Genomic DNA, 20,235 nt, shown 5'->3' on the forward strand with positions numbered 1-20,235 from the left:
AATACCAGGTAGAGTATCGTCTGAGAATGAAGGATAATCAGTACCAGTGGTTTCGGACATCGGCAGAAGTAATACGCCGTCTGGATGGTTCTGCCAGCAGGATTGCCGGGATTTTTATTAACATTGATGCGGAGAAAAAAGAAATCATGCAGACACAGAAGTCTGCTGCTTTCCATCGGGCTTTTACGAAAGCAGATTTGTGCGAGTATTATGTGAATCTGGAAGCGAATACTTTTGATACTTTTAAGGTTGAACCTTCCCTGATGACCGTCTTTGAACAGAGTCATACGTGGGATGAACTGATACGGCATTTTGTGGATTCCTATGTTGTGGAAACAGATAAGAAGGCGGTATCCGCTTTTTATGACCGTGATTATATTGCAGAAAAGCTGAAGGGCCTGGAAACAGAATTGGCTTTGGAGTGCCGTATCACTCTGAATGGAGAAGAACGATGGGTCCGCAATGTGGTCATACGTGGCGAGATAGAGGATTCAGAATATGCCATGATCTTTCTGCGTGATATCACAGAGGTAAAGGTAGAGAGCGCACGGCATCTGCAGATGGCAGCGGATAATGCTTCCATGGAGCAGCTGATTCAGAGCATTGTGCGTCTGGTTGACCGCTTTGTTGTCTGTGATTTGGAAAATGACAGATATGAATTCTACACTCTGAATGGACAGATGATATATAAACCTCTGGGATTTTATCATGATTTTCAGATGCAGGTTCTTGAAAAGTATAAGACACTGGAACCATTGGAAGCTATGGATATCCTGACAGCACCGGAAAATATCCGGAAGAATCTGAAAAGTGAAAATGATATTTATAAATTTGAGTACTGCAGTCTGGATGAAAAGACTTATAAAATTGCTTCTTATATTCCACTGGAATGGGAGAATGGAAAGCTGGTAAAGGTATTGCTGGCATCCATGGATGTGACACAGGAGAAGAAAGCAGAGATTGAATCCCGTCAGGCACTGAAAGAGGCTTACCGGTCAGCAGAAAATGCAAATCGTGCGAAGACAGAATTTCTTTCCAATATGTCCCATGATATCCGGACACCGATGAATGCCATTGTCGGTCTGACGGCAATCGCAGGAGCAAATATTGAGAGCCAGGACAGAGTCATTGAATGTCTTGGCAAGATTACGGAATCAAGCCGTCATCTGCTGGGGCTGATCAATGAAGTATTGGATATGGCACGTATTGAAAGTGGAAAAATGACACTGGCACAGGAAGATTTCAATCTGTCAGAGCTGGTAGATAATCTTATTACACTTACGAAACCGGTGCTTGATGAACATAAACACAATTTTGATATACATATCAATCACATTGAACATGAGGATGTCTGTGGTGACAGCCTGAGAATCCAGCAGGTATTTGTGAATCTGATGAGTAATGCGATCAAGTATACACCGGATGGTGGGAATATTACTTTTTCGATAGAGGAAAAGCCAAATGGATTTTCGGAGCTTGGATGCTATGAATTTACGATTGAGGATAATGGAATCGGTATGTCGCCGGAATTCCAGAAAATCATGTTTGATCCGTTCAGCCGTGCGGATGACCACCGGACAACCAGAGTCCAGGGAACTGGTTTGGGAATGGCGATCAGCAGAAATATTGTGAACCTGATGAATGGCAGTATTAAAGTGGACAGTACCTTACACAAGGGAACTAAAATTACAGTAACAATTTATCTGGAGCTTCAGGAAAAAGAAAAAGAACAGGACAGAGATCTGATGAATCTGCCGGTTCTGGTTGTGGATGATGATAGGACATGCTGTGAAAGTACAGTTGCAACATTAAAGGAAATCGGTATTATGGGTGAATGGGTTCTTTCTGGCAAGGAAGCCGTTGAGCGCTGTTATGTACGGCATGAGTTGAAAGATGATTATTTTGCTGTTATTTTAGACTGGAAGATGCCGGATATGGATGGCATAGAAACAGCCAGACAGATCCGGAAGCGGATAGGTAAAGAAATCACCATCATTGTACTGACATCCTATGAATTTAGCGAGATTGAAGAAGAAGCAAAGGCAGCGGGCATAGATGCTTTTATTGCAAAACCGCTGTTCCGTTCTCGGCTGACGGCTACACTGCGGCAGTTTACTTCAGGAAGAAAAGAAAAAACAGCAAGAAATTATTTGGAGAAGCTGTCAGAATCAGACTACACGGGAAAAAGGATTCTTTTGGTCGAGGATAATGAGTTAAACAGAGAAATTGCTGATGAAATTTTGCAGATGACAGGTGCAGAAGTGGAAACGGCAGAAAATGGGAAAATTGCAGTTGAGAAAGTGGAAGCTTCTCCGAAAGGTTCATATGATCTTATTTTTATGGATATCCAAATGCCTGTTATGAATGGTTATGAGGCAACCGCAGCAATCAGGAGTCTTCCGGATGAAAAGGGAAAACTGCCTATTGTTGCCATGACTGCCAATGCTTTTGCAGAAGATGTACAGCTGGCAAAAAATACAGGAATGAATGAACATATCGCAAAACCACTTGATATGAATAAGCTGAATGATGTTCTGGAAAACTGGCTGTAATTAATATCCACAGTGCGCTGAAAAAGCAGACAGTCAGCCTGAAAAAATTACAAATCCATGGTAAAGTGATCCTGGCAGTTTTGGAAGTTATGAAAAAGTAGGATTTAATTTGGAGAGAATTATATGAAAAAATTTAAGATAAATATACAGAGATATATCTGTATTTTATTATGCCTTATTTTATATATTACTGTGTTTCCCTTTCCTGTATCAGCAGAGGAAGCAAAAAACCGGACAGTCAGAGTAGGCTGGTATGAAGGAACCTATAATACCACAGAACCAAACGGTGAGAAGAGAGGCTACAGTTACGAATATCAGCAGGCAGTGGCTGCGCATACAGGATGGAAATATGAATATGTGGAGGGAAACTGGGCAGAACTGATGAGTATGCTGAAAAATGGAGAAATCGATCTGATGGGAGGTATGTCCTATGCAGAGGAACGTTCCGCTTCCATGCTCTTTTCAGAACTGCCCATGGGCGAGGATAAGTATTACCTTTATATAAATCCTTCTGATACAGATATCTCAGCTTCAGATCTGACTACATTGAATGAAAAGCGAATCGGGGTGCTACCGGATACACTTTCTGCCAGACGGTTCTATGAGTGGGAGAAAAGCCATGGAGTAAACACGCAGCATGTTGATATTACCAGCACAGATGATGCCCGTCAGAAAATGCAAAATCAGGAAATTGACGGATTTGTTTTAAATGAATCTCCACAGTGGGAAAGAGACAACATTTCTCCTGTGCTTCTGATCGGCAGCTCCTATAATTATTTTGCAGTCAGCAAAAAACGCCCGGATCTGAAAGAAGAATTGGATCAGGCAATGCAGAAAATACAGAGGGAGAATCCTTTTTATACAGAAGATCTTTATAAGAGGTATCTCTCCGCAAATTCCCTTGAAACTCTTACGGATGAGGAGCAGAACTGGCTGGAACAGCATGGGGCGGTCAGGATTGGATATCTGAAAAAGGATGTGGGTGTCAGTCTTGCGGATGCAGAGTCAGGGGAACTGACAGGAATTATTAACGATTATACCAGTCTGGCTTCCGATTGTATGGGAGAAAAAAGCATAGAATTTCAGACGACAGGCTTTGATTCCCAGGAGGAAGAACTGCAGGCATTAAAGGAAAACAGGATTGATATGATTTTTCATATGAACCAGAATCCATATGAAGCTGAGCAGAACGATATTATATTGTCAAATACTGTTTTTGAAGTCAATGTTGCAGTGCTCACCGGCGTTGAGAAGTTTGATGAAAATGGGGAGAATACAGTGGCAGTGAGCAAGAATAACCTGCTGGGAAAGTGGTATATTACTTTTAATTATCCTTTCTGGAGAATAAAGGAATATGACTCATTTGCTGAGGTTGAGAAGGCGGTTCACAGTGGTGAGGCAGACTGCTTTGTTGCGAAAGCAGGACAGTCATTAAAGACGCTGGAGGACAGCAAAATGCACAGCGTTTTTCTTACAAAATCCGGCGATTCCTGCTTTGCAGTCACCAGGGAAAATACAACATTAATGAATATCCTGAATAAAACCATTCAGACTCTGCCTGCTTCCAGACTTTCAAGTTTGTTTTCCGTATATGAAAACACACCGGGAAAGGTGACTCTGGCAGATTATATAAAGGATAATCTGCGGGTAGTTTCTATTAGTTTTGTGAGTGTGACTTTGATTATTATACTGATTATAGTTTACCTGATGATGAAAGCAAGGAAAGCCCAGATTCAGGCAGAAAAGGCTAATGCTGCCAAATCGGATTTTCTTTTCAATATGTCACATGATATCCGTACACCGATGAATGCCCTGCTGGGATACAGTGAGCTGATGAAAAGGGAACTGACAGATCCGAAGCTTCTGGATTATCAGGAGAAGATGGAACAATCCGGAAATCTGCTGCTGTCTATTATCAATAATGTGCTGGACATGGCCAGAATTGAAAGCGGTAAGATGGAACTGGATGAGAATTATGTGAAGATCAGAGATGTTTATCAGGGGGTTTATAAAATTTTCCAGGCAGAAGCGGAGAAAAAGGGTATTCACCTTGAGATGGAATATGAGGTGCAGCATGAACATGTAATCTGCGATGAGACAAAGAACAAGGAAATTTTCCTCAATCTGATCAGCAATGCGGTAAAATATACAGCTTCAGGGGGAGTAGTTACCATAAGGATTACAGAGCTTGAATGTGACAGGAAAGACTATGTGAGGATACAGACTCAGGTAATTGATACCGGTATTGGAATGAGTGAAGAATTCCTGCCATCCCTGTTTGAGGCTTTTGCCCGGGAACGCAATACAACAGCCGCAAAGGTTGCAGGAACAGGTCTGGGAATGCCGATTATAAAGAAATATGTTGATATGATGGGCGGAACCATTGAAGTAGAAAGTAAGCTGGGAGAAGGAAGCAAATTTACAGTTATCATGGAATACAGGATTGCTGATAAGGGTTACTACGAGCAGGATACGGATCCGTCCCCGGATACAGAGGAAACAGACAGGCTCAGCGGAAAACATGTTCTGCTGGCTGAGGATAATGACCTGAATGCGGAAATCGCAGAGTTTATCCTGGAGGATATGGGCCTTGTGGTCGATCGCGTTGAGGATGGGATTCAATGCGTGGCAAGGATGGAACAGAAACCGGCAGGGACCTACGATCTGATCCTTATGGATATCCAGATGCCGAACATGGATGGCTATAAGGCAACTCAGGCAATCAGAAGGCTGGAAGATAAGAAAAAAGCCGGTATTCCGATCATAGCTATGACAGCCAATGCATTTGAGGAAGATAGAAAAAAGGCATTTGAAAAAGGAATGAACGGACATATTGCAAAGCCTGTTGATGCAGAAAAAGTTAAAAGAACCATTCTTTCAGTTTTACGGTGAGATGAAAGATAAGTAAAGTACAGAACGGACATTCGACTTGTTCTGTACTTTTTTTATTATAGGAAACTGCTCCTTTTTGCAAAATTTGTCACAAAAGGAGATAAGAACAATGTGGTGGATGCCTACGACGTGGAAGAAAAAAGATTCGGTATAAATGAAAATTATACAGAAGAATTAAAAGGAGAGTGTAGAAAAAGTTCTGCACTCTCAATTTAGTTGTATGAGAATATTATATAAACTCAGCATCAATACCGCTTCAAATACCACCTCTCCACCGCATTAATCCCCGCATACAAAACCATCGCAAACAGACAAAGAATACAGATACTCATAAGCAGCCAATCCATCTTAAACACCTGGCTTGAATAGATGATGAGATATCCGAGCCCTTCCCTGGCAGCGAGGAATTCCCCGATGATCACACCTACCAGACATAGACCGATATTCACCTTCATATTACTGATGATCGCCGGGATGGAGCTTGGAAGGACGACTTTGGTAAGTGCGTGCCGTCGTTTGCCACCGAGCGTATAAATCAGTTTGATCTTACCGGGATCGGTGGTGGTGAAACTGGTGTAAAGATTCAGGATGCTTCCGAAGATCGCGACAGACATACCAGCTACGATGATGGTCGTCTTGGTGGCACCGAGCCATACGATGAGAAGCGGGGCGAGTGCAGACTTTGGAAGGCTGTTCAGAACAACCAGATATGGCTCCAGAACTTCCGAAGTCCTGCGGCTGAACCAGAGGAGGACCGCAATCAGTACGCTGAATAAAGTGACCAGTAAGAAGCTGATGACAGTCTCATATAATGTCGTACCGAGATGCAGGAAGATCGTACCATCCATCAACATACTCCAAAAGCAGTAACCAATCTTCGCCGGGCTGCTGAAGATGAAAGAATCAATGATGCCATACCGGCTGGTGAGTTCCCATAAGGTAAGAAAGGCAAAAAGCAAGAGAAGGCGGAGAACGTATACTAATTGCCGGTGATGTCTGTGATGCCGGAGAAACATTTGTTGAGCAGAAGAAGTAGCTGTAAAATGTATACCATTATCTATCGTTGCATCAGATGTTTTCCCGTGCTGACGCTTCATCCTCATTCAACTCCTTCCACACAAGATTAAAATATGTCTTAAATTCCGGTGCATTTCTGCGATTCATCGGGGTATCTTCATCAAGTTTAAAGACAAGCGGGATTGTCTGCTTAATCGTAGCCGGACGCCGGGAGAGCACGATCACACGGTCTGCAAGAGAAATCGCTTCCGACAAATCATGCGTAACCAGAAGCGCAGATTTGCCTTCTTTTCTAAGAATCTGCCCGATATCATCCCCGACCTGCAGGCGTGTCTGATAATCCAGGGCGGAGAACGGTTCATCCAGAAGCAGAATCTCCGGATCCAGCACCAGTGTACGGATCAGCGCCACACGTTGCCGCATTCCTCCGGATAATTCAGACGGTCTGGAATTCTCAAAATCCCCGAGACCGTAGATTCCCAGTAATTCATGTGCATGCTTTCTGGTTCTCGCAGTTAGAGCATGCTGTACCTCAAGACCAAGAATGACATTATTATAGATCGTACGCCATTCAAACAGTTCATCATGCTGGAGCATATAGCCGACATTTGTGGTGCTTTCGCGAAGCATTTTCCCATTGATACGGATCATGCCCTGCTCCAGGGGAAGAAGCCCGCAGATCAGCGACAAAAGAGTAGACTTGCCACATCCGGAAGGCCCCACGATGGCAATGAATTCTCCTTTATTCAGAGAAAATGAGATATCAGATAAAGCGAGCGTCTCGCCGTCCAGAGTATGATAGGTATAAGAAACATGCTGCAGATGTAATACTTGTTCCATAGGAACCTCCTGTATGTGGGGTATATAATAGAGTATGAGCGGGAGAGAAATTGGTGAATATGTTGGAAAGAGGAACTCGTTTTTAGAGCGAAGACTTCTGTGTTGTTGGAAATAATACATTGTGTTAAAATGCTAGTATATAAAAAGTTAAATGTGAACTGTAGGAAGGGACGTTTTATGAAAAAAAAGAAAAAGCTGCCAATAGGTATCGATAATTTTGAAAAAATTCGAAAAGATGATTTCTACTACGTGGATAAAACGAAATTAATAGAGCAGCTTCTTGATAAATGGGGAGAAGCAAACTTATTTACCCGTCCGAGACGTTTTGGAAAATCGTTGAATATGAGTATGCTTAAGCATTTTTTTGAAATCGGAACAGATAAAACGTTGTTTGATGGATTATATATAGCAGATAACAAAGAATTATGTGAGACGTACATGGGAAAATTTCCCGTGGTTGCAATCAGTTTGAAAGGCATCAGTGCAAACTCTTACGAAGGGGCAAGAAAACTGTTGGGGAAACTAATCAGTGAAGAGGCAAGACGACTAAGTATACTGGAAACCAGTAATCGCTTGGATCATAATGAAAGACAGATTTTTCAAAAATTGCTCCAGCCAGAAATGGGAGAGGAAGTAATTGCGTATAGTATCAGGGAATTGACGGAACTTTTGGAAAAACATTATGGAGAAAAAGTGATTGTCCTGATTGATGAATATGATGTACCCCTGGCGAAAGCGAATGAACAGGGATATTATGATGAGATGGTATTTTTAATGCGGAATTTATTTGAAAATGCATTAAAAACAAATGACAGTCTTAAATTTGCAGTGCTTACCGGATGTCTGCGTGTTGCAAAAGAAAGTATATTTACAGGACTTAATAATTTTAAAATATATCCGATTACAAAAGTTACTTTTGATGAGAGTTTTGGCTTCACAGATGAAGAAGTAAAAGACATGCTTCATTATTATGGACAGGATGAGCATTACGACACGGTGAAAGAATGGTATGATGGATACCGGTTTGGTAATGTAGATGTATATTGTCCGTGGGATGTGATTAATTATTGTGAAGATCATCAGGATAATCCGAAAGTAAGCCCACAGAATTACTGGATTAATACGAGCGGTAATGATGTGATACGACATTTTATAGAAGGGACATATACAGGAAAGGAATTGACCAAAACAGAACTTGGAAGATTGGTAAATGGCGGTGCTGTTCAGAAAAAAATCAGCCAGGAATTGACATATAAAGATTTATATAGTTCTGCAGAAAATATATGGAGTACTCTTTTTATGACAGGTTATCTGACTCAGAAAGGAGAACCCCAGGATGACTACTACAATCTTGTAGTACCAAATAGGGAAATTCGTAACATTATTACTGAGCAGATAATGAAAATGTTTAAGGATAATGTAAAAAAAGATGGACAGATGGTCGATGAGTTCTGTGATGCGTTAAAGGATGGTAAGGCAGAAACAGTAGAGCGGTTGTTCACGGAATATATGAAAAAAACAATCAGTATTAGAGACAACTTTGTAAGGAAACCTACAAAGGAGAATTTTTATCATGGCATTTTATTGGGAATACTTAGCTTTAAAGATAACTGGATCATTAGTTCCAATAAAGAATCCGGAGATGGGTTCAGTGATGTTACTATTGAAATTGATGAAAATGAGATGGGTATCATCATTGAAGTGAAATATTCAGAAGGGAATGAGATGGAAAAGGAAGGAAAAAAAGCATTGGCGCAGATAGAGAAGAAACATTATGAAGAAATATTTGAAGAAGATGACATTCATAAGGTATTAAAATATGCAATTATTTGTAATAGAAAGAAATGTAAAGTATTTTTGAGAGAAGACAATTAAATTTTTATATTGAGAAGCTAGTATGCAAAAACTTATGAAGAGGAATAAGAAAGGCTTTCATCATGGAGCAAAAAACAAATCAGAAAAAAACGAGCCAACCAGATAAATCACACAAGCAAAAGAATAACCAGCCAAAAATCAACTACCAAAAAGAACTAGACAAACGAATCGAAAACCTGCAAAAAGAAGGAAAAGTCCCAACCCTGCTTCTCCACAGCTGCTGCGCTCCATGCAGCAGTTATGTACTGGAATATTTAAGCAGTTATTTCCACATCACAGTCCTATATTACAATCCGAATATTTATCCAGAAGATGAATATGGGAAGCGTATCATAGAGCAGCAGAAACTGATCAATGAAATGAATGTAAAATACCCGGTACAGTTCATCGCCGGGGATTATGACAGGGAAAAATTCTACGAGATGGCAAAAGGCCTGGAAGAAGTAAAGGAAGGCGGCGTCCGCTGTTTTAAATGTTATGAACTCCGGCTGCGTGAAACAGCGGAGATTGCAAAGGCAAATGGATTCGACTATTTTACAACTACACTCAGCATCAGTCCGCTGAAAAATTCTGCAAAATTGAATGAAATCGGATTAAAACTTGCAGAAGAGTATGGTGTCCAATATCTGACATCAGACTTTAAAAAGAAAAATGGATATAAAAGATCCGTCGAATTATCGGCAGAATATGGTCTGTACAGACAGGATTACTGCGGATGTGAATTTTCGATGAGGCAGAGACAGGAAGAAGAAAAGGCGAAGCAGGCAGCGGAAGAAATGAATAAAAATGAAGAATAAATTGCATGATTAAGCCGAAAGAAATACATTTTATGGTGAATAAATATGTAAATTCCTGTAATAATATTTGCTTTTACACAGAAATGTGTTAAAATCGGTAGCAGTAAACTAAAAATGAAAGGAAGAAAATCCATATGGCACAGTTATGGGGAGGTCGTTTCACAAAAGAAACAGACCAGTTAGTATACAATTTTAATGCGTCCATTACATTTGATAAAAGATTCTATGCGCAGGATATCAAAGGCAGTCTTGCACATGTAGCAATGCTTGCAAAGCAGGGAATCTTAACAGAAGAAGAAAAAGAACAGATCACAGACGGATTAAAAGGCATCTTATCCGATGTAGAATCCGGCAAATTAGAGATCTCAGATAAATACGAAGACATTCACAGTTTCGTAGAGGCAACACTGATCGACCGCATCGGCGATCCTGGAAAGAAGCTTCACACAGGACGAAGCAGAAATGACCAGGTTGCATTAGATATGAAGCTTTTCACAAGAGATGAGATCCACGAGATCGACGCTCAGTTAAAAGAGCTTCTGGAAGTGATCCTTCATGTAATGGAAGAAAATGTAGAGACATACATGCCAGGATTTACCCACCTTCAGAAAGCACAGCCGATCACACTGGCACATCATATGGGAGCATATTTTGAAATGTTCCGCAGAGACCACGAGAGATTAAAAGATATCGCAAAACGTATGAACACCTGCCCGCTGGGATCCGGTGCACTTGCAGGAACGACATATCCGCTGGACCGCGAGTACACAGCCCAGTTACTTGGATTCGACGGACCGACACTTAACAGTATGGACGGTGTATCCGACAGAGATTATCTTCTGGAGCTGTTATCCGCACTCAGCATCATCATGATGCATTTGAGCAGATTCTGTGAGGAAGTGATCATCTGGAACTCTAACGAGTATCAGTTCGTAGAGATCGACGATGCATACAGCACAGGAAGCAGTATCATGCCGCAGAAGAAGAATCCGGACATCGCAGAGCTGGTAAGAGGTAAGGTCGGACGTGTATACGGAGCGTTAAATGCACTCCTTACTACTATGAAGGGAATTCCGCTTGCATACAATAAAGACATGCAGGAAGACAAAGAATGGGCATTCGATGCCATGGATACCGCAAAAGGATGTATCACATTATTTGCCGGAATGTTAAAGACCATGCAGTTTAACAAAGACCGCATGGAAGAAAGCGCAAAACACGGATTTACCAATGCAACAGATGCAGCAGATTATCTGGTAAACCACGGCGTACCATTCAGAGATGCACACGGCATCGTAGGAAAACTCGTGCTGACATGTATTGAGAAGAAGATTCCGCTGGATGCACTTCCACTGGAAGAATATAAGAAGATTTCACCTGTATTTGAAGAAGATATATATGAAGCAATTGATCTTGAGGCATGCGTTAACAAGCGTATTACAATTGGAGCTCCGGGAAAAGAAGCGATGACGAAATCGATTGCGGCTTATCAGAAATATATGGCTGAGTATTAAAATCTGAAAACACATTTACAATATAATATCTATGAATGAAGGTAGCATGGAAATTATATTTAGGATGATAAAAAAGAAAGGGAGAGAAAAGAAGATGGAGAAGAAATTAAGAGTAGGTATTTTAGGAGCAACAGGAATGGTTGGACAGCGTTTTATCTCATTGCTTGAAAATCACCCTTGGTTCGAGGTTGTAACAGTAGCAGCCAGCCCACGTTCAGCAGGAAAGACATACGAAGAAGCAGTAGGCGGACGCTGGAAAATGGATACACCAATGCCGGAAGGCGTTAAGAACTTAATCGTTAAAAATGTAAATGAAGTAGAAGAAGTAGCTTCTACTGTAGATTTTGTATTCAGTGCCGTAGATATGACAAAAGACGAGATCAAAGCAATCGAAGAAGCATATGCAAAGACAGAGACACCGGTTGTATCAAACAACAGCGCACACCGCTGGACAAAAGATGTACCGATGGTAGTACCTGAGATTAACGCAGCGCACTTCGACCTGATCAAGACTCAGAAAGAGCGTCTTGGAACAACACGTGGATTCATCGCAGTAAAACCAAACTGCTCAATCCAGAGCTACACACCTGCACTTGCAGCATGGAAAGAATTCGGACCAAAAGAAGTTGTTGTAACAACATACCAGGCAATCTCCGGAGCAGGAAAGACATTCAAAGACTGGCCGGAAATGATCGAGAACATCATCCCATACATCGGCGGAGAAGAAGAAAAGAGTGAAAAAGAGCCACTTCGTGTACTCGGAACACTTGAAAACGGCGAGATCAAACTTGCAGAAGAACCAAAGATCACATGCCAGTGCTTAAGAGTACCAGTTCTGAACGGACATACAGCAGCTGTATTCATTAACTTCGAGAAGAAGCCAACCAAAGAACAGCTGATCGAAAAACTGGAAAGCTTCAAGGGATTCCCGCAGGAAGCAGAACTTCCAAGCGCTCCAAAGCAGTTCATCCAGTACCTGTCAGAAGACGACAGACCACAGGTAAAAGCAGATGTTAACTACGAAAACGGAATGGGCGTATCTATCGGACGTCTGAGAGAAGACAGCATGTATGATTACAAATTCATCGGACTGTCACACAATACTGTCCGTGGTGCAGCAGGTGGAGCTGTGCTTTGTGCTGAAGCACTTACTGCTAAGGGATATATCCAGGCAAAATAAATGATTGAAAATACCGGATGAGTAATCCGGTATTTTTTATGCAAAATTTTATGCGTTTGTTGCGATTGCCTATACTTCCGTGTTAAAATATGACAAAGCATATTTTCAAAAATCCAGAGTATATAGAACTATCTTGCAATATCAGAAACGGAGGCCAGACTATGAACAAAGAACTACTCAACTACACACAAAACAGAGAACTCTCCTGGCTTAGATTCGACCAGAGAGTCTTAGAAGAAGCACGTGACAAAAGCGTCCCATTACTGGAACGCATGAAATTCGTAGCCATCTTCACCAGCAACCTCGACGAATTCTTCATGGTCCGGGTAGGAAGCCTCTATGATATGGCACAGACAGATGCCCATCACATAGACAGACGCTCAGGCATGACACCACAGGAAGAATTAGACGCCATCTACGCCGCAGTAGCACCACTATACAAAGAACGCGACAAGACCTACGCCGACATCAAAAAAGAACTGTCACCATACGGCGTGTGCGGACTGGACTTCAAAGAGCTGGAAGCAGATGAGAAAAAATACGTAAAAAAATATTTCAAAGAACAGATCCTTCCGGTTCTCTCGCCACAGATCGTAGACAGCAGCCATCCATTTCCACATCTGTTAAATAAAGAAATCTACGTCACCGCAAGCCTGAACCCGGCAGCAGGTAAAAAGAACAAAATCGAAAAGAGTAAGACCGAAAAAAATAACGAAGAACAGATGCTCGGCATCGTCCCGGTACCAACTTACGTATCCGACATCCTGATGCTCCCGGGACACGACATCCGCTACATCCGTATGGAAAAAGTCATCCTTGAATACCTGCATCTGGTGTTCAATCAGTACGAGATCTCCGACCCGAACTACATCTGTGTTACAAGAAATGCAGACGTATCCCCGGACGACGAAGCACTGGATATCAACAATGATTTCCGCAGACTCATGCAGCAGACACTGCACAAACGCCGCAGAATGGCAGTCGTACGAATGGAAAGCGCAGAAAAATTATCCCCACGGATGCAGGAATATTTCTGTGACAAATTCAAGATCACACCGGCACAGATCTTCCGCACGAAGATGCCGATGAAGCTGGATTACATGTTCTCCATCGCGGGAAATCTGCCGGATTCCATGAAGAAATCGCTGATCTATTCGCCATTTTCACCGCAGAAATCAGCACACGTACAGGACGGAAATATGCTGCGTCAGGTGAAAAAACAGGATATCCTGCTGTTCTATCCATACGAGAGCATGGATCCATTCCTGAAACTGATCAAAGACGCATCGACAGATCCGAATGTCTTAACCATCAAAATCACTATCTACCGGCTGGCAAAGAAAGCAAGACTGGTAGAATACCTCTGCGCGGCAGCAGAAAATGGCAAAGAAGTCACCGTCCTCATTGAACTCCGTGCCAGATTCGACGAACAGAATAACATCGACTGGTCTGAAAGACTCGAAGAAGCCGGATGCCGCGTGATCTACGGATTCGATGGCTACAAAGTACATTCCAAGATCTGCCAGATCACATACAGGAACCGCAATGACATCCAGTACATTACCCAGGTCGGAACCGGTAACTACAACGAAAAGACCGCAGCGATGTACACCGACCTGTCCCTGATGACCGCAGATCCAAGAATCGGACAGGACGCCGCAGAATTTTTCAAAAACATGTCCATTGGCAATCTGAACGGAAGCTACAATTACCTGATCGTATCCCCAGTCAGCTTAAAAAGCAGCATACTACAGATGATGGATGAAGAGATCGCAAAAGGAAGTAACGGACGTATCATAATGAAAATGAATTCCGTAACGGACGTAGATTTCATCCGCAAAGTATCCGAAGCATCCTGCGCCGGAGTGCGGGTGGACTTGATTGTTCGCGGAATCTGCTGTATACTACCGGGAGTACCTGGCTATACAGAAAATGTCCGGGTCATGAGCGTGGTAGGAAGATATCTGGAACACCCACGTATCTTCAGCTTCGGAACCGGAGCTGCACAGAAGCTCTATATCGGTTCCGCCGACATGATGACAAGAAATACAGAAAAACGAGTAGAAGTCGCCTGCCCGGTATTAGATGACAGAATCCGACGCCAGATCAATCATGATCTGAAGATCATGTTAAGTGATAATGTCAAAGCCAGAGTCATGCAGCCAGACGGCACATACGCCAAACGCAAGATCACAGATAAAGCGATCGACTCACAGGCGGTATTCATGGAAGAGGCGATCGAAGCAGCAAAAACAGCCGGACAGAAAGAAAAGATACAGCCAAAGAAAGGCCTGATTCAAAAAGCAGTGGGAGCAGTGGAGACAGTGCTCGAAGGATTGCTGAAGAAGCGGGGCTAAGGTGGCCACGGGTCAACAAAGGAGAGTAACATAATTAATGGGAAAATCACTATACATTGCCGAGAAACCAAGCGTCGCACAGGAGTTTGCCAAGGCATTGCATATTAATACAAAAAGAAAAGACGGATACCTGGAATCTGAAGAGGCCATCGTCACCTGGTGCGTCGGTCACCTGGTCACCATGAGCTATCCGGAAGAATACGATCCAGCATTAAAAAGGTGGAGTCTTGAGACTCTGCCTTTTATCCCGCAGGAGTTCAAGTACGAAGTCATACCGGCGGTATCCAAGCAATACCGCATCGTATCCGGACTACTGAACCGGCCAGACGTCGAGACCATCTACGTCTGTACCGACTCGGGAAGGGAAGGAGAATACATCTACCGCCTGGTCGAGCAGCAGGCAGGCGTACAGAACAAAGACAGACGCCGCGTCTGGATCGATTCACAGACAGAAGAAGAGATCCTGCGGGGCATCCGGGAAGCCAAAGACCTGAAAGAATACGACAATCTGGCCGCATCCGCGTACCTGCGTGCCAAAGAAGACTACCTGATGGGAATCAACTTCTCAAGGCTCCTAACATTAAAATACGGCAACAGCATATCCAACTACCTGAATACAAAATATTCCGTCGTATCCGTAGGCCGCGTCATGACCTGCGTCCTCGGCATGGTCGTACGAAGAGAACGGGAAATCCGCGAATTCGTCGAGACCCCGTTCTACCGCGTCCTTGGAACCATCGGGGAAATGGGTTCGACATTCGAAGGCGAATGGAGAGCTGTAAAAGGATCGAAATGGTTCGAATCTTTTGACCTCTATAAGGAAAATGGATTCAAAGAGCGGGAAAAAGCAGAAGAGCTGATCGCGTATTTAAAAGAGCCTGAAAGCCAGAATGGGCAAGACGTACAGAATGCAGACAATCGGAACAATAATGGACAACTGCCGGCGCAAGGGGCGGGTCAGCAGCCACAGCTGACCTGCCAGATCGTATCGATCGAAAAGAAAAAAGAAAAAAAGAATCCGCCACTATTATTCAACCTGGCAGAGATCCAGAACGAATGCTCCAAGCGGTTCAAAATCAGCCCGGATGAAACCTTGCGGATCATCCAGGAACTATACGAGAAAAAACTGGTCACTTACCCAAGAACCGACGCCAGAGTCTTATCAACCGCAGTAGCAAAAGAAATCCATAAGAACTTAAACGGCCTGATGCAGTACGAACCGGCCAAGCCATACCTGCAGGATATCGTAGGATTTGGAAGCCACAAAGGACTGGAAAAGACCAGATACGTCAACGACAAACAGATCACCGACCACTATGCCATCATTCCGACCGGTCAGGGCCTCGGTGCGTTAAAGGGACTTCCGAAACTTTCCCAGAGGGTGTATGATGTAATCGTAAGACGATTCCTAAGTATCTTCTACCCGCCGGCCATCTACCAGAAAGTGGCAATCGTAACGAAGATGAAAGGAGAATCCTTCTTCGCAAGCTTTAAAGTGTTGGCAGAAGAAGGATACCTGAAAGTCGCAGGCGTACCAAAGAAAAAATCCGAAGGAAACACAGCGGCAAATTCAGCCAATGGAAGTGCCAGCAGTGCCACAGATAACGATGCTGACGGAAATGACACTACCAATACACAGGACGGCGACAAGGATATCGATAAAGATACAGACAAAGATTTCTTTGAGAAAATTCAGGCCCTGAAAAAAGGTATGACCCTTCCGGTCCAGTCCTTAGACATCAAAGAAGGCAAGACCTCACCGCCGAAGCGCTACAACTCCGGTTCCCTGATCCTTGCGATGGAAAATGCCGGACAGCTGATTGAAGACGAAGAACTCCGCGCCCAGATCAAAGGAAGCGGCATCGGTACCAGCGCGACCAGAGGAGAAATCTTAAAGAAACTTTTCAATAACAAATATCTGGCACTGAACAAAAAGACCCAGATCGTCACCCCGACCATGCTTGGCGAGATGATCTACGACGTCGTAGACCACTCCATCCGTCCACTCCTGAATCCGGAGCTGACCGCAAGTTGGGAAAAAGGACTGACATATGTGGCAGAGGGAGACATCACCTCGGATGAATATATGAAGAAACTGGATGACTTCGTATCCAGAAGAACGATGGTGGTCAAGGGACTGAACAATCAGTATCAGATGCGGGCTTGTTATGATAAGGCGGCGCAGTTTTATAAGAAACCTGCAAAGAAAACCACAAGCAAGCCTGCAAAGATCACTGTCACTGCGAAAAGTAAAAAATAAGTAATATAAACAATAAATAATTTAAGCAAAAGGAGAACCGCTCATGTTAGAACAATTAACAATCAAAAACCTCTACAACCACATGGAAGAAACCATCGCAAAAGACATCTTCGAAGGCGCAACCTATCCATGGGAAATCCTTCCAAAGATCAGCAATTTCATTAAAGAATTGGGAAAAACCCTTCCGGCAGATGAATACGACCAGGTCGGCGAAGATGCATGGATCGCCAAATCCGCAACAGTATTCCAGACAGCATACATCCACGGACCAGCCATCATCGGCAAAAACGCAGAAGTACGCCAGTGCGCATTCATCCGTGGAAATGCAATCGTAGGCGAAGGCGCAGTTGTAGGTAACTCCACAGAACTTAAGAATGTCATCCTGTTCAACAAAGTACAGGTACCACATTATAACTATGTAGGCGACTCCATCCTCGGATACAAATCCCACATGGGAGCCGGATCCATCACATCCAACGTAAAATCCGACAAAAAATTAGTCGTAGTAAAAGCAGGTGACGAAAAGATTGAGACAGGATTGAAGAAATTCGGGGCCATGCTCGGAGACGAAGTCGAAGTCGGATGCGGAAGCGTATTAAACCCGGGAACCGTAATCGGAAGCCACAGCAACATTTATCCACTGTCAAGTGTCAGAGGATTCGTACCAGGCAACAGCATTTATAAAAAACAGGGGGAAGTAGTGGAGAAGGTAGAGGAGTAAGCCGCAAGAACCAGTATATAAAAGGAGAGAAGAAAGCATGAACAAAATCGCATTCATCGGCGTAGGCATCATGGGCAAATCCATGGTCCGTAACCTCATGAAAGCAGGCTTCGACCTGCACATCTACGCCAGAACAAAATCAAAAGTAGAAGACGTCATAAGCGAAGGAGCCACTTTTCATGACACAATTGCCGACTGCGTAAAAGACGCAGAAGCAGTCATCACCATCGTAGGCTTCCCGGCAGACGTAGAAGAAGTCTACTTCGACGCAGGCAACATCTTAGACAGCGCCAAAAAAGGCGCATATCTGATCGACATGACCACCACAAGCCCGATGCTCGACCAGAAAATCGCAGAAGAAGGCACGAAACGGGGCTTCCACGTATTAGACGCCCCGGTAACCGGCGGCGACACCGGAGCAAAAGCCGGAACACTTTCTATTCTGGTGGGTGGTTCTAAAGAAGACTACGAAGTATGCATGCCATTATTCGAAGCTATGGGAACCAACATCAACTACCAGGGCGGCGCGGGAAGCGGCCAGCACGCGAAACTTGCCAACCAGATCATGATTGCGGGAACCTTATCTGGCGTATGCGAAGCACTTACCTATGCAAAATCCAAAGGGCTGGATCTGCAGACCGTATTAAACTCCGTATCCACCGGGGCAGCAGGCAGCAAACAGTTAGACGCATTCGGACCAAAGATCCTCGCAGGAGACTACGCACCGGGCTTCTTTATGAAACACTTCATTAAAGACATGAAGCTCGCACTCACAGAAGCCAACAGAAGCAATCTGAACCTTGATGTATTAAGCCAGGTGCTTGCAAATTATGAACTCCTTCAGGCAGAAGGATACGGGGATCTCGGAACCCAGGCACTGATCAAATACTATGAAGAAGAGATGGAAGAATAGCAGGCAGATCTCCCCGTCAGGTATGGAACAAACGCAAAACAATTAGTTAGTTAATCTGAACTAATGAAAGCTAAATAAAGCTACAAAATGTCGAAAATGTCACAAATAAGACACTAATTGTAATAAAGTGCCACATTTATCTTGAAGCGCACTATAAGATATGCTAAAATTATACATGTTTATAAATGGATGAGGGAAGTAAAATGGTTTTAGCAAATCCCAAGTATCGGACAAAAGCTTACATAATCAAGGTCCGCATGGTATATAGCGGAAAAGCTCAGGATATTGTGCTATACAAGACATGCATAAATAATAAATATAAGACAGAATTACAAGATACCCTTCCTTCCATTGGTATGTAGAGAGTAGAATACCAGGGAGGGGTATTTTGGTGCGCAAAAATGCGCACACAAAATCGCCATATATCCGGAAGAGCATTTATAAGCATCTATCCAGAATATTTGTTTTAGGATTGCGAGAGCGTGAAATGCGAAGCAATCCGTGTATCAAGGAGGCAAAATACCTTTTGACCCCAACATCGTTATATAAAGGGATAAAATATGAGCGAATAAAAGGAGTGACTACATATGAATGATTACTTTATTGATATGCACAGTCATATACTTCCGGGCGTAGACGATGGGGCAAAGGACGTCGAAGAGATGAAGAAGATGCTTCAGATCGCATACGATGAGGGAATCCGCTGCATCATAGCCACCCCGCATCATCATCCGCACCGTGGAAGAGCACCTGTCGAGACACTGAAAAAACGCGCAGCAATCCTCAGACAGGCAGCCCATGAGATCGACGGCCGGTTCCGGATATTCCTGGGAACGGAAATATATTTCGGACAGGACGTTGTACAAAAGTTAAAAGAAGGAAAGATCTTATCCATGAACCGGCGCGAATATGTCCTGGTGGAATTCCCACCATCACAGACATATCAGTATATCAGACAGGGCTTACAGCAACTGCAGTTCGCAGGATATGAAGTGATCCTCGCTCACGTAGAGCGTTATCACTGCATCGTAGAAGAACCGGAACTTGCAGAAGAATTACACGACATGGGAGTGAACTTACAGGTCAACGCAGGCAGCATCACCGGAGATTCCGGAAGAAAGATCAAAAAATTCATCGAAGGACTGATGGATCAAGACCTGGTGTTCTGTGTAGGGACAGACGCCCATGACACAAAGAAACGCCCGCCAAAGATGAAAAAAGCCGCAAAACACGTGGAGAAGAAATACGGAGAAGACTATACAAGGAGGATATTCTACAGCAACGCAAAAGAAATGTTAAAAAAGAGATGCTGAAGAA

At 43.4% G+C, this 20,235-nt stretch carries 13 protein-coding genes; 11 read left to right on the forward strand and 2 right to left on the reverse strand.

The annotated features are described in order from the left end of the window. Both ACWJAF_RS10640 and ACWJAF_RS10645 read left to right on the forward strand, forming a co-directional pair. A partial coding sequence (locus ACWJAF_RS10640; RefSeq protein ID WP_448863801.1) for a response regulator occupies positions 1-2,552 on the forward strand: 2,552 nt, incomplete at its 5' end. 123 nt (positions 2,553-2,675) lie between these two features. After that, positions 2,676-5,444 (forward strand): transporter substrate-binding domain-containing protein, encoded by a 2,769-nt coding sequence (locus tag ACWJAF_RS10645; protein ID WP_448863803.1) that lies wholly within the window; start codon positions 2,676-2,678, stop codon positions 5,442-5,444. A 245-nt stretch (positions 5,445-5,689) separates the two neighbouring features. Here ACWJAF_RS10645 and ACWJAF_RS10650 read toward each other — a convergent pair whose 3' ends face one another. Beyond that, positions 5,690-6,460 carry an ABC transporter permease gene (locus ACWJAF_RS10650; RefSeq protein WP_448863872.1) on the reverse strand — a complete coding sequence of 257 codons (771 nt, stop codon included), beginning with the start codon at positions 6,458-6,460 and terminating at the stop codon, positions 5,690-5,692. Positions 6,461-6,512: 52 nt separating this feature from the next. Further along, entirely contained in the window at positions 6,513-7,301 is a 789-nt protein-coding gene (locus tag ACWJAF_RS10655; RefSeq protein ID WP_296034135.1) for an ABC transporter ATP-binding protein, read from the reverse strand. 177 nt (positions 7,302-7,478) lie between these two features. Between ACWJAF_RS10655 and ACWJAF_RS10660 the strand changes: the two genes are divergently transcribed. From ACWJAF_RS10660 to ACWJAF_RS10700, 9 genes are all read left to right on the forward strand, one after another. Further along, positions 7,479-9,176 (forward strand): AAA family ATPase, encoded by a 1,698-nt coding sequence (locus tag ACWJAF_RS10660; protein WP_448863806.1) that lies wholly within the window; start codon positions 7,479-7,481, stop codon positions 9,174-9,176. A 137-nt stretch (positions 9,177-9,313) separates the two neighbouring features. Then, positions 9,314-9,973 carry an epoxyqueuosine reductase QueH gene (locus ACWJAF_RS10665; RefSeq protein ID WP_448863874.1) on the forward strand — a complete coding sequence of 220 codons (660 nt, stop codon included), beginning with the start codon at positions 9,314-9,316 and terminating at the stop codon, positions 9,971-9,973. 134 nt (positions 9,974-10,107) lie between these two features. Next, positions 10,108-11,487, forward strand: coding sequence for an argininosuccinate lyase (gene argH / locus ACWJAF_RS10670; RefSeq protein WP_448863809.1), 1,380 nt, complete (start codon positions 10,108-10,110; stop codon positions 11,485-11,487). Positions 11,488-11,581: 94 nt separating this feature from the next. Next, on the forward strand, positions 11,582-12,667 hold the full coding sequence (gene asd, locus ACWJAF_RS10675; protein ID WP_448863811.1) for an aspartate-semialdehyde dehydrogenase: 1,086 nt from the start codon (positions 11,582-11,584) through the stop codon (positions 12,665-12,667). Between the two features lie 161 nt (positions 12,668-12,828). Continuing rightward, on the forward strand, positions 12,829-15,024 hold the full coding sequence (gene ppk1 / locus ACWJAF_RS10680) for a polyphosphate kinase 1 (RefSeq protein ID WP_448863814.1): 2,196 nt from the start codon (positions 12,829-12,831) through the stop codon (positions 15,022-15,024). A 37-nt stretch (positions 15,025-15,061) separates the two neighbouring features. Further along, positions 15,062-17,284, forward strand: a complete 2,223-nt coding sequence (locus tag ACWJAF_RS10685; protein ID WP_448863817.1) for a DNA topoisomerase — start codon at positions 15,062-15,064, stop codon at positions 17,282-17,284. A 43-nt stretch (positions 17,285-17,327) separates the two neighbouring features. Continuing rightward, complete coding sequence (locus ACWJAF_RS10690) at positions 17,328-18,005, forward strand: acyltransferase (RefSeq protein WP_448863819.1); 678 nt, start codon at positions 17,328-17,330, stop codon at positions 18,003-18,005. 37 nt (positions 18,006-18,042) lie between these two features. Beyond that, positions 18,043-18,918: an NAD(P)-dependent oxidoreductase gene (locus tag ACWJAF_RS10695; RefSeq protein ID WP_448863821.1), complete on the forward strand. Its 876-nt coding sequence runs from the start codon at positions 18,043-18,045 to the stop codon at positions 18,916-18,918. A gap of 587 nt (positions 18,919-19,505) precedes the next feature. Then, positions 19,506-20,231 carry a CpsB/CapC family capsule biosynthesis tyrosine phosphatase gene (locus ACWJAF_RS10700; protein ID WP_448863823.1) on the forward strand — a complete coding sequence of 242 codons (726 nt, stop codon included), beginning with the start codon at positions 19,506-19,508 and terminating at the stop codon, positions 20,229-20,231. Positions 20,232-20,235: the final 4 nt, after the last annotated feature.

The organism is Dorea sp. (genome assembly GCF_977044405.1).

Coding starts and splice junctions, on each gene's coding strand:
- ACWJAF_RS10645 (WP_448863803.1), top strand. CDS start 2,676: ATGAAAAAATTTAAGATAAATATACAGAGATATATCTGTATTTTATTA.
- ACWJAF_RS10650 (WP_448863872.1), bottom strand. CDS start 6,460: ATGTTTCTCCGGCATCACAGACATCACCGGCAATTAGTATACGTTCTC.
- ACWJAF_RS10655 (WP_296034135.1), bottom strand. CDS start 7,301: ATGGAACAAGTATTACATCTGCAGCATGTTTCTTATACCTATCATACT.
- ACWJAF_RS10660 (WP_448863806.1), top strand. CDS start 7,479: ATGAAAAAAAAGAAAAAGCTGCCAATAGGTATCGATAATTTTGAAAAA.
- argH (WP_448863809.1), top strand. CDS start 10,108: ATGGCACAGTTATGGGGAGGTCGTTTCACAAAAGAAACAGACCAGTTA.
- asd (WP_448863811.1), top strand. CDS start 11,582: ATGGAGAAGAAATTAAGAGTAGGTATTTTAGGAGCAACAGGAATGGTT.
- ppk1 (WP_448863814.1), top strand. CDS start 12,829: ATGAACAAAGAACTACTCAACTACACACAAAACAGAGAACTCTCCTGG.
- ACWJAF_RS10685 (WP_448863817.1), top strand. CDS start 15,062: ATGGGAAAATCACTATACATTGCCGAGAAACCAAGCGTCGCACAGGAG.
- ACWJAF_RS10690 (WP_448863819.1), top strand. CDS start 17,328: ATGTTAGAACAATTAACAATCAAAAACCTCTACAACCACATGGAAGAA.
- ACWJAF_RS10695 (WP_448863821.1), top strand. CDS start 18,043: ATGAACAAAATCGCATTCATCGGCGTAGGCATCATGGGCAAATCCATG.
- ACWJAF_RS10700 (WP_448863823.1), top strand. CDS start 19,506: ATGAATGATTACTTTATTGATATGCACAGTCATATACTTCCGGGCGTA.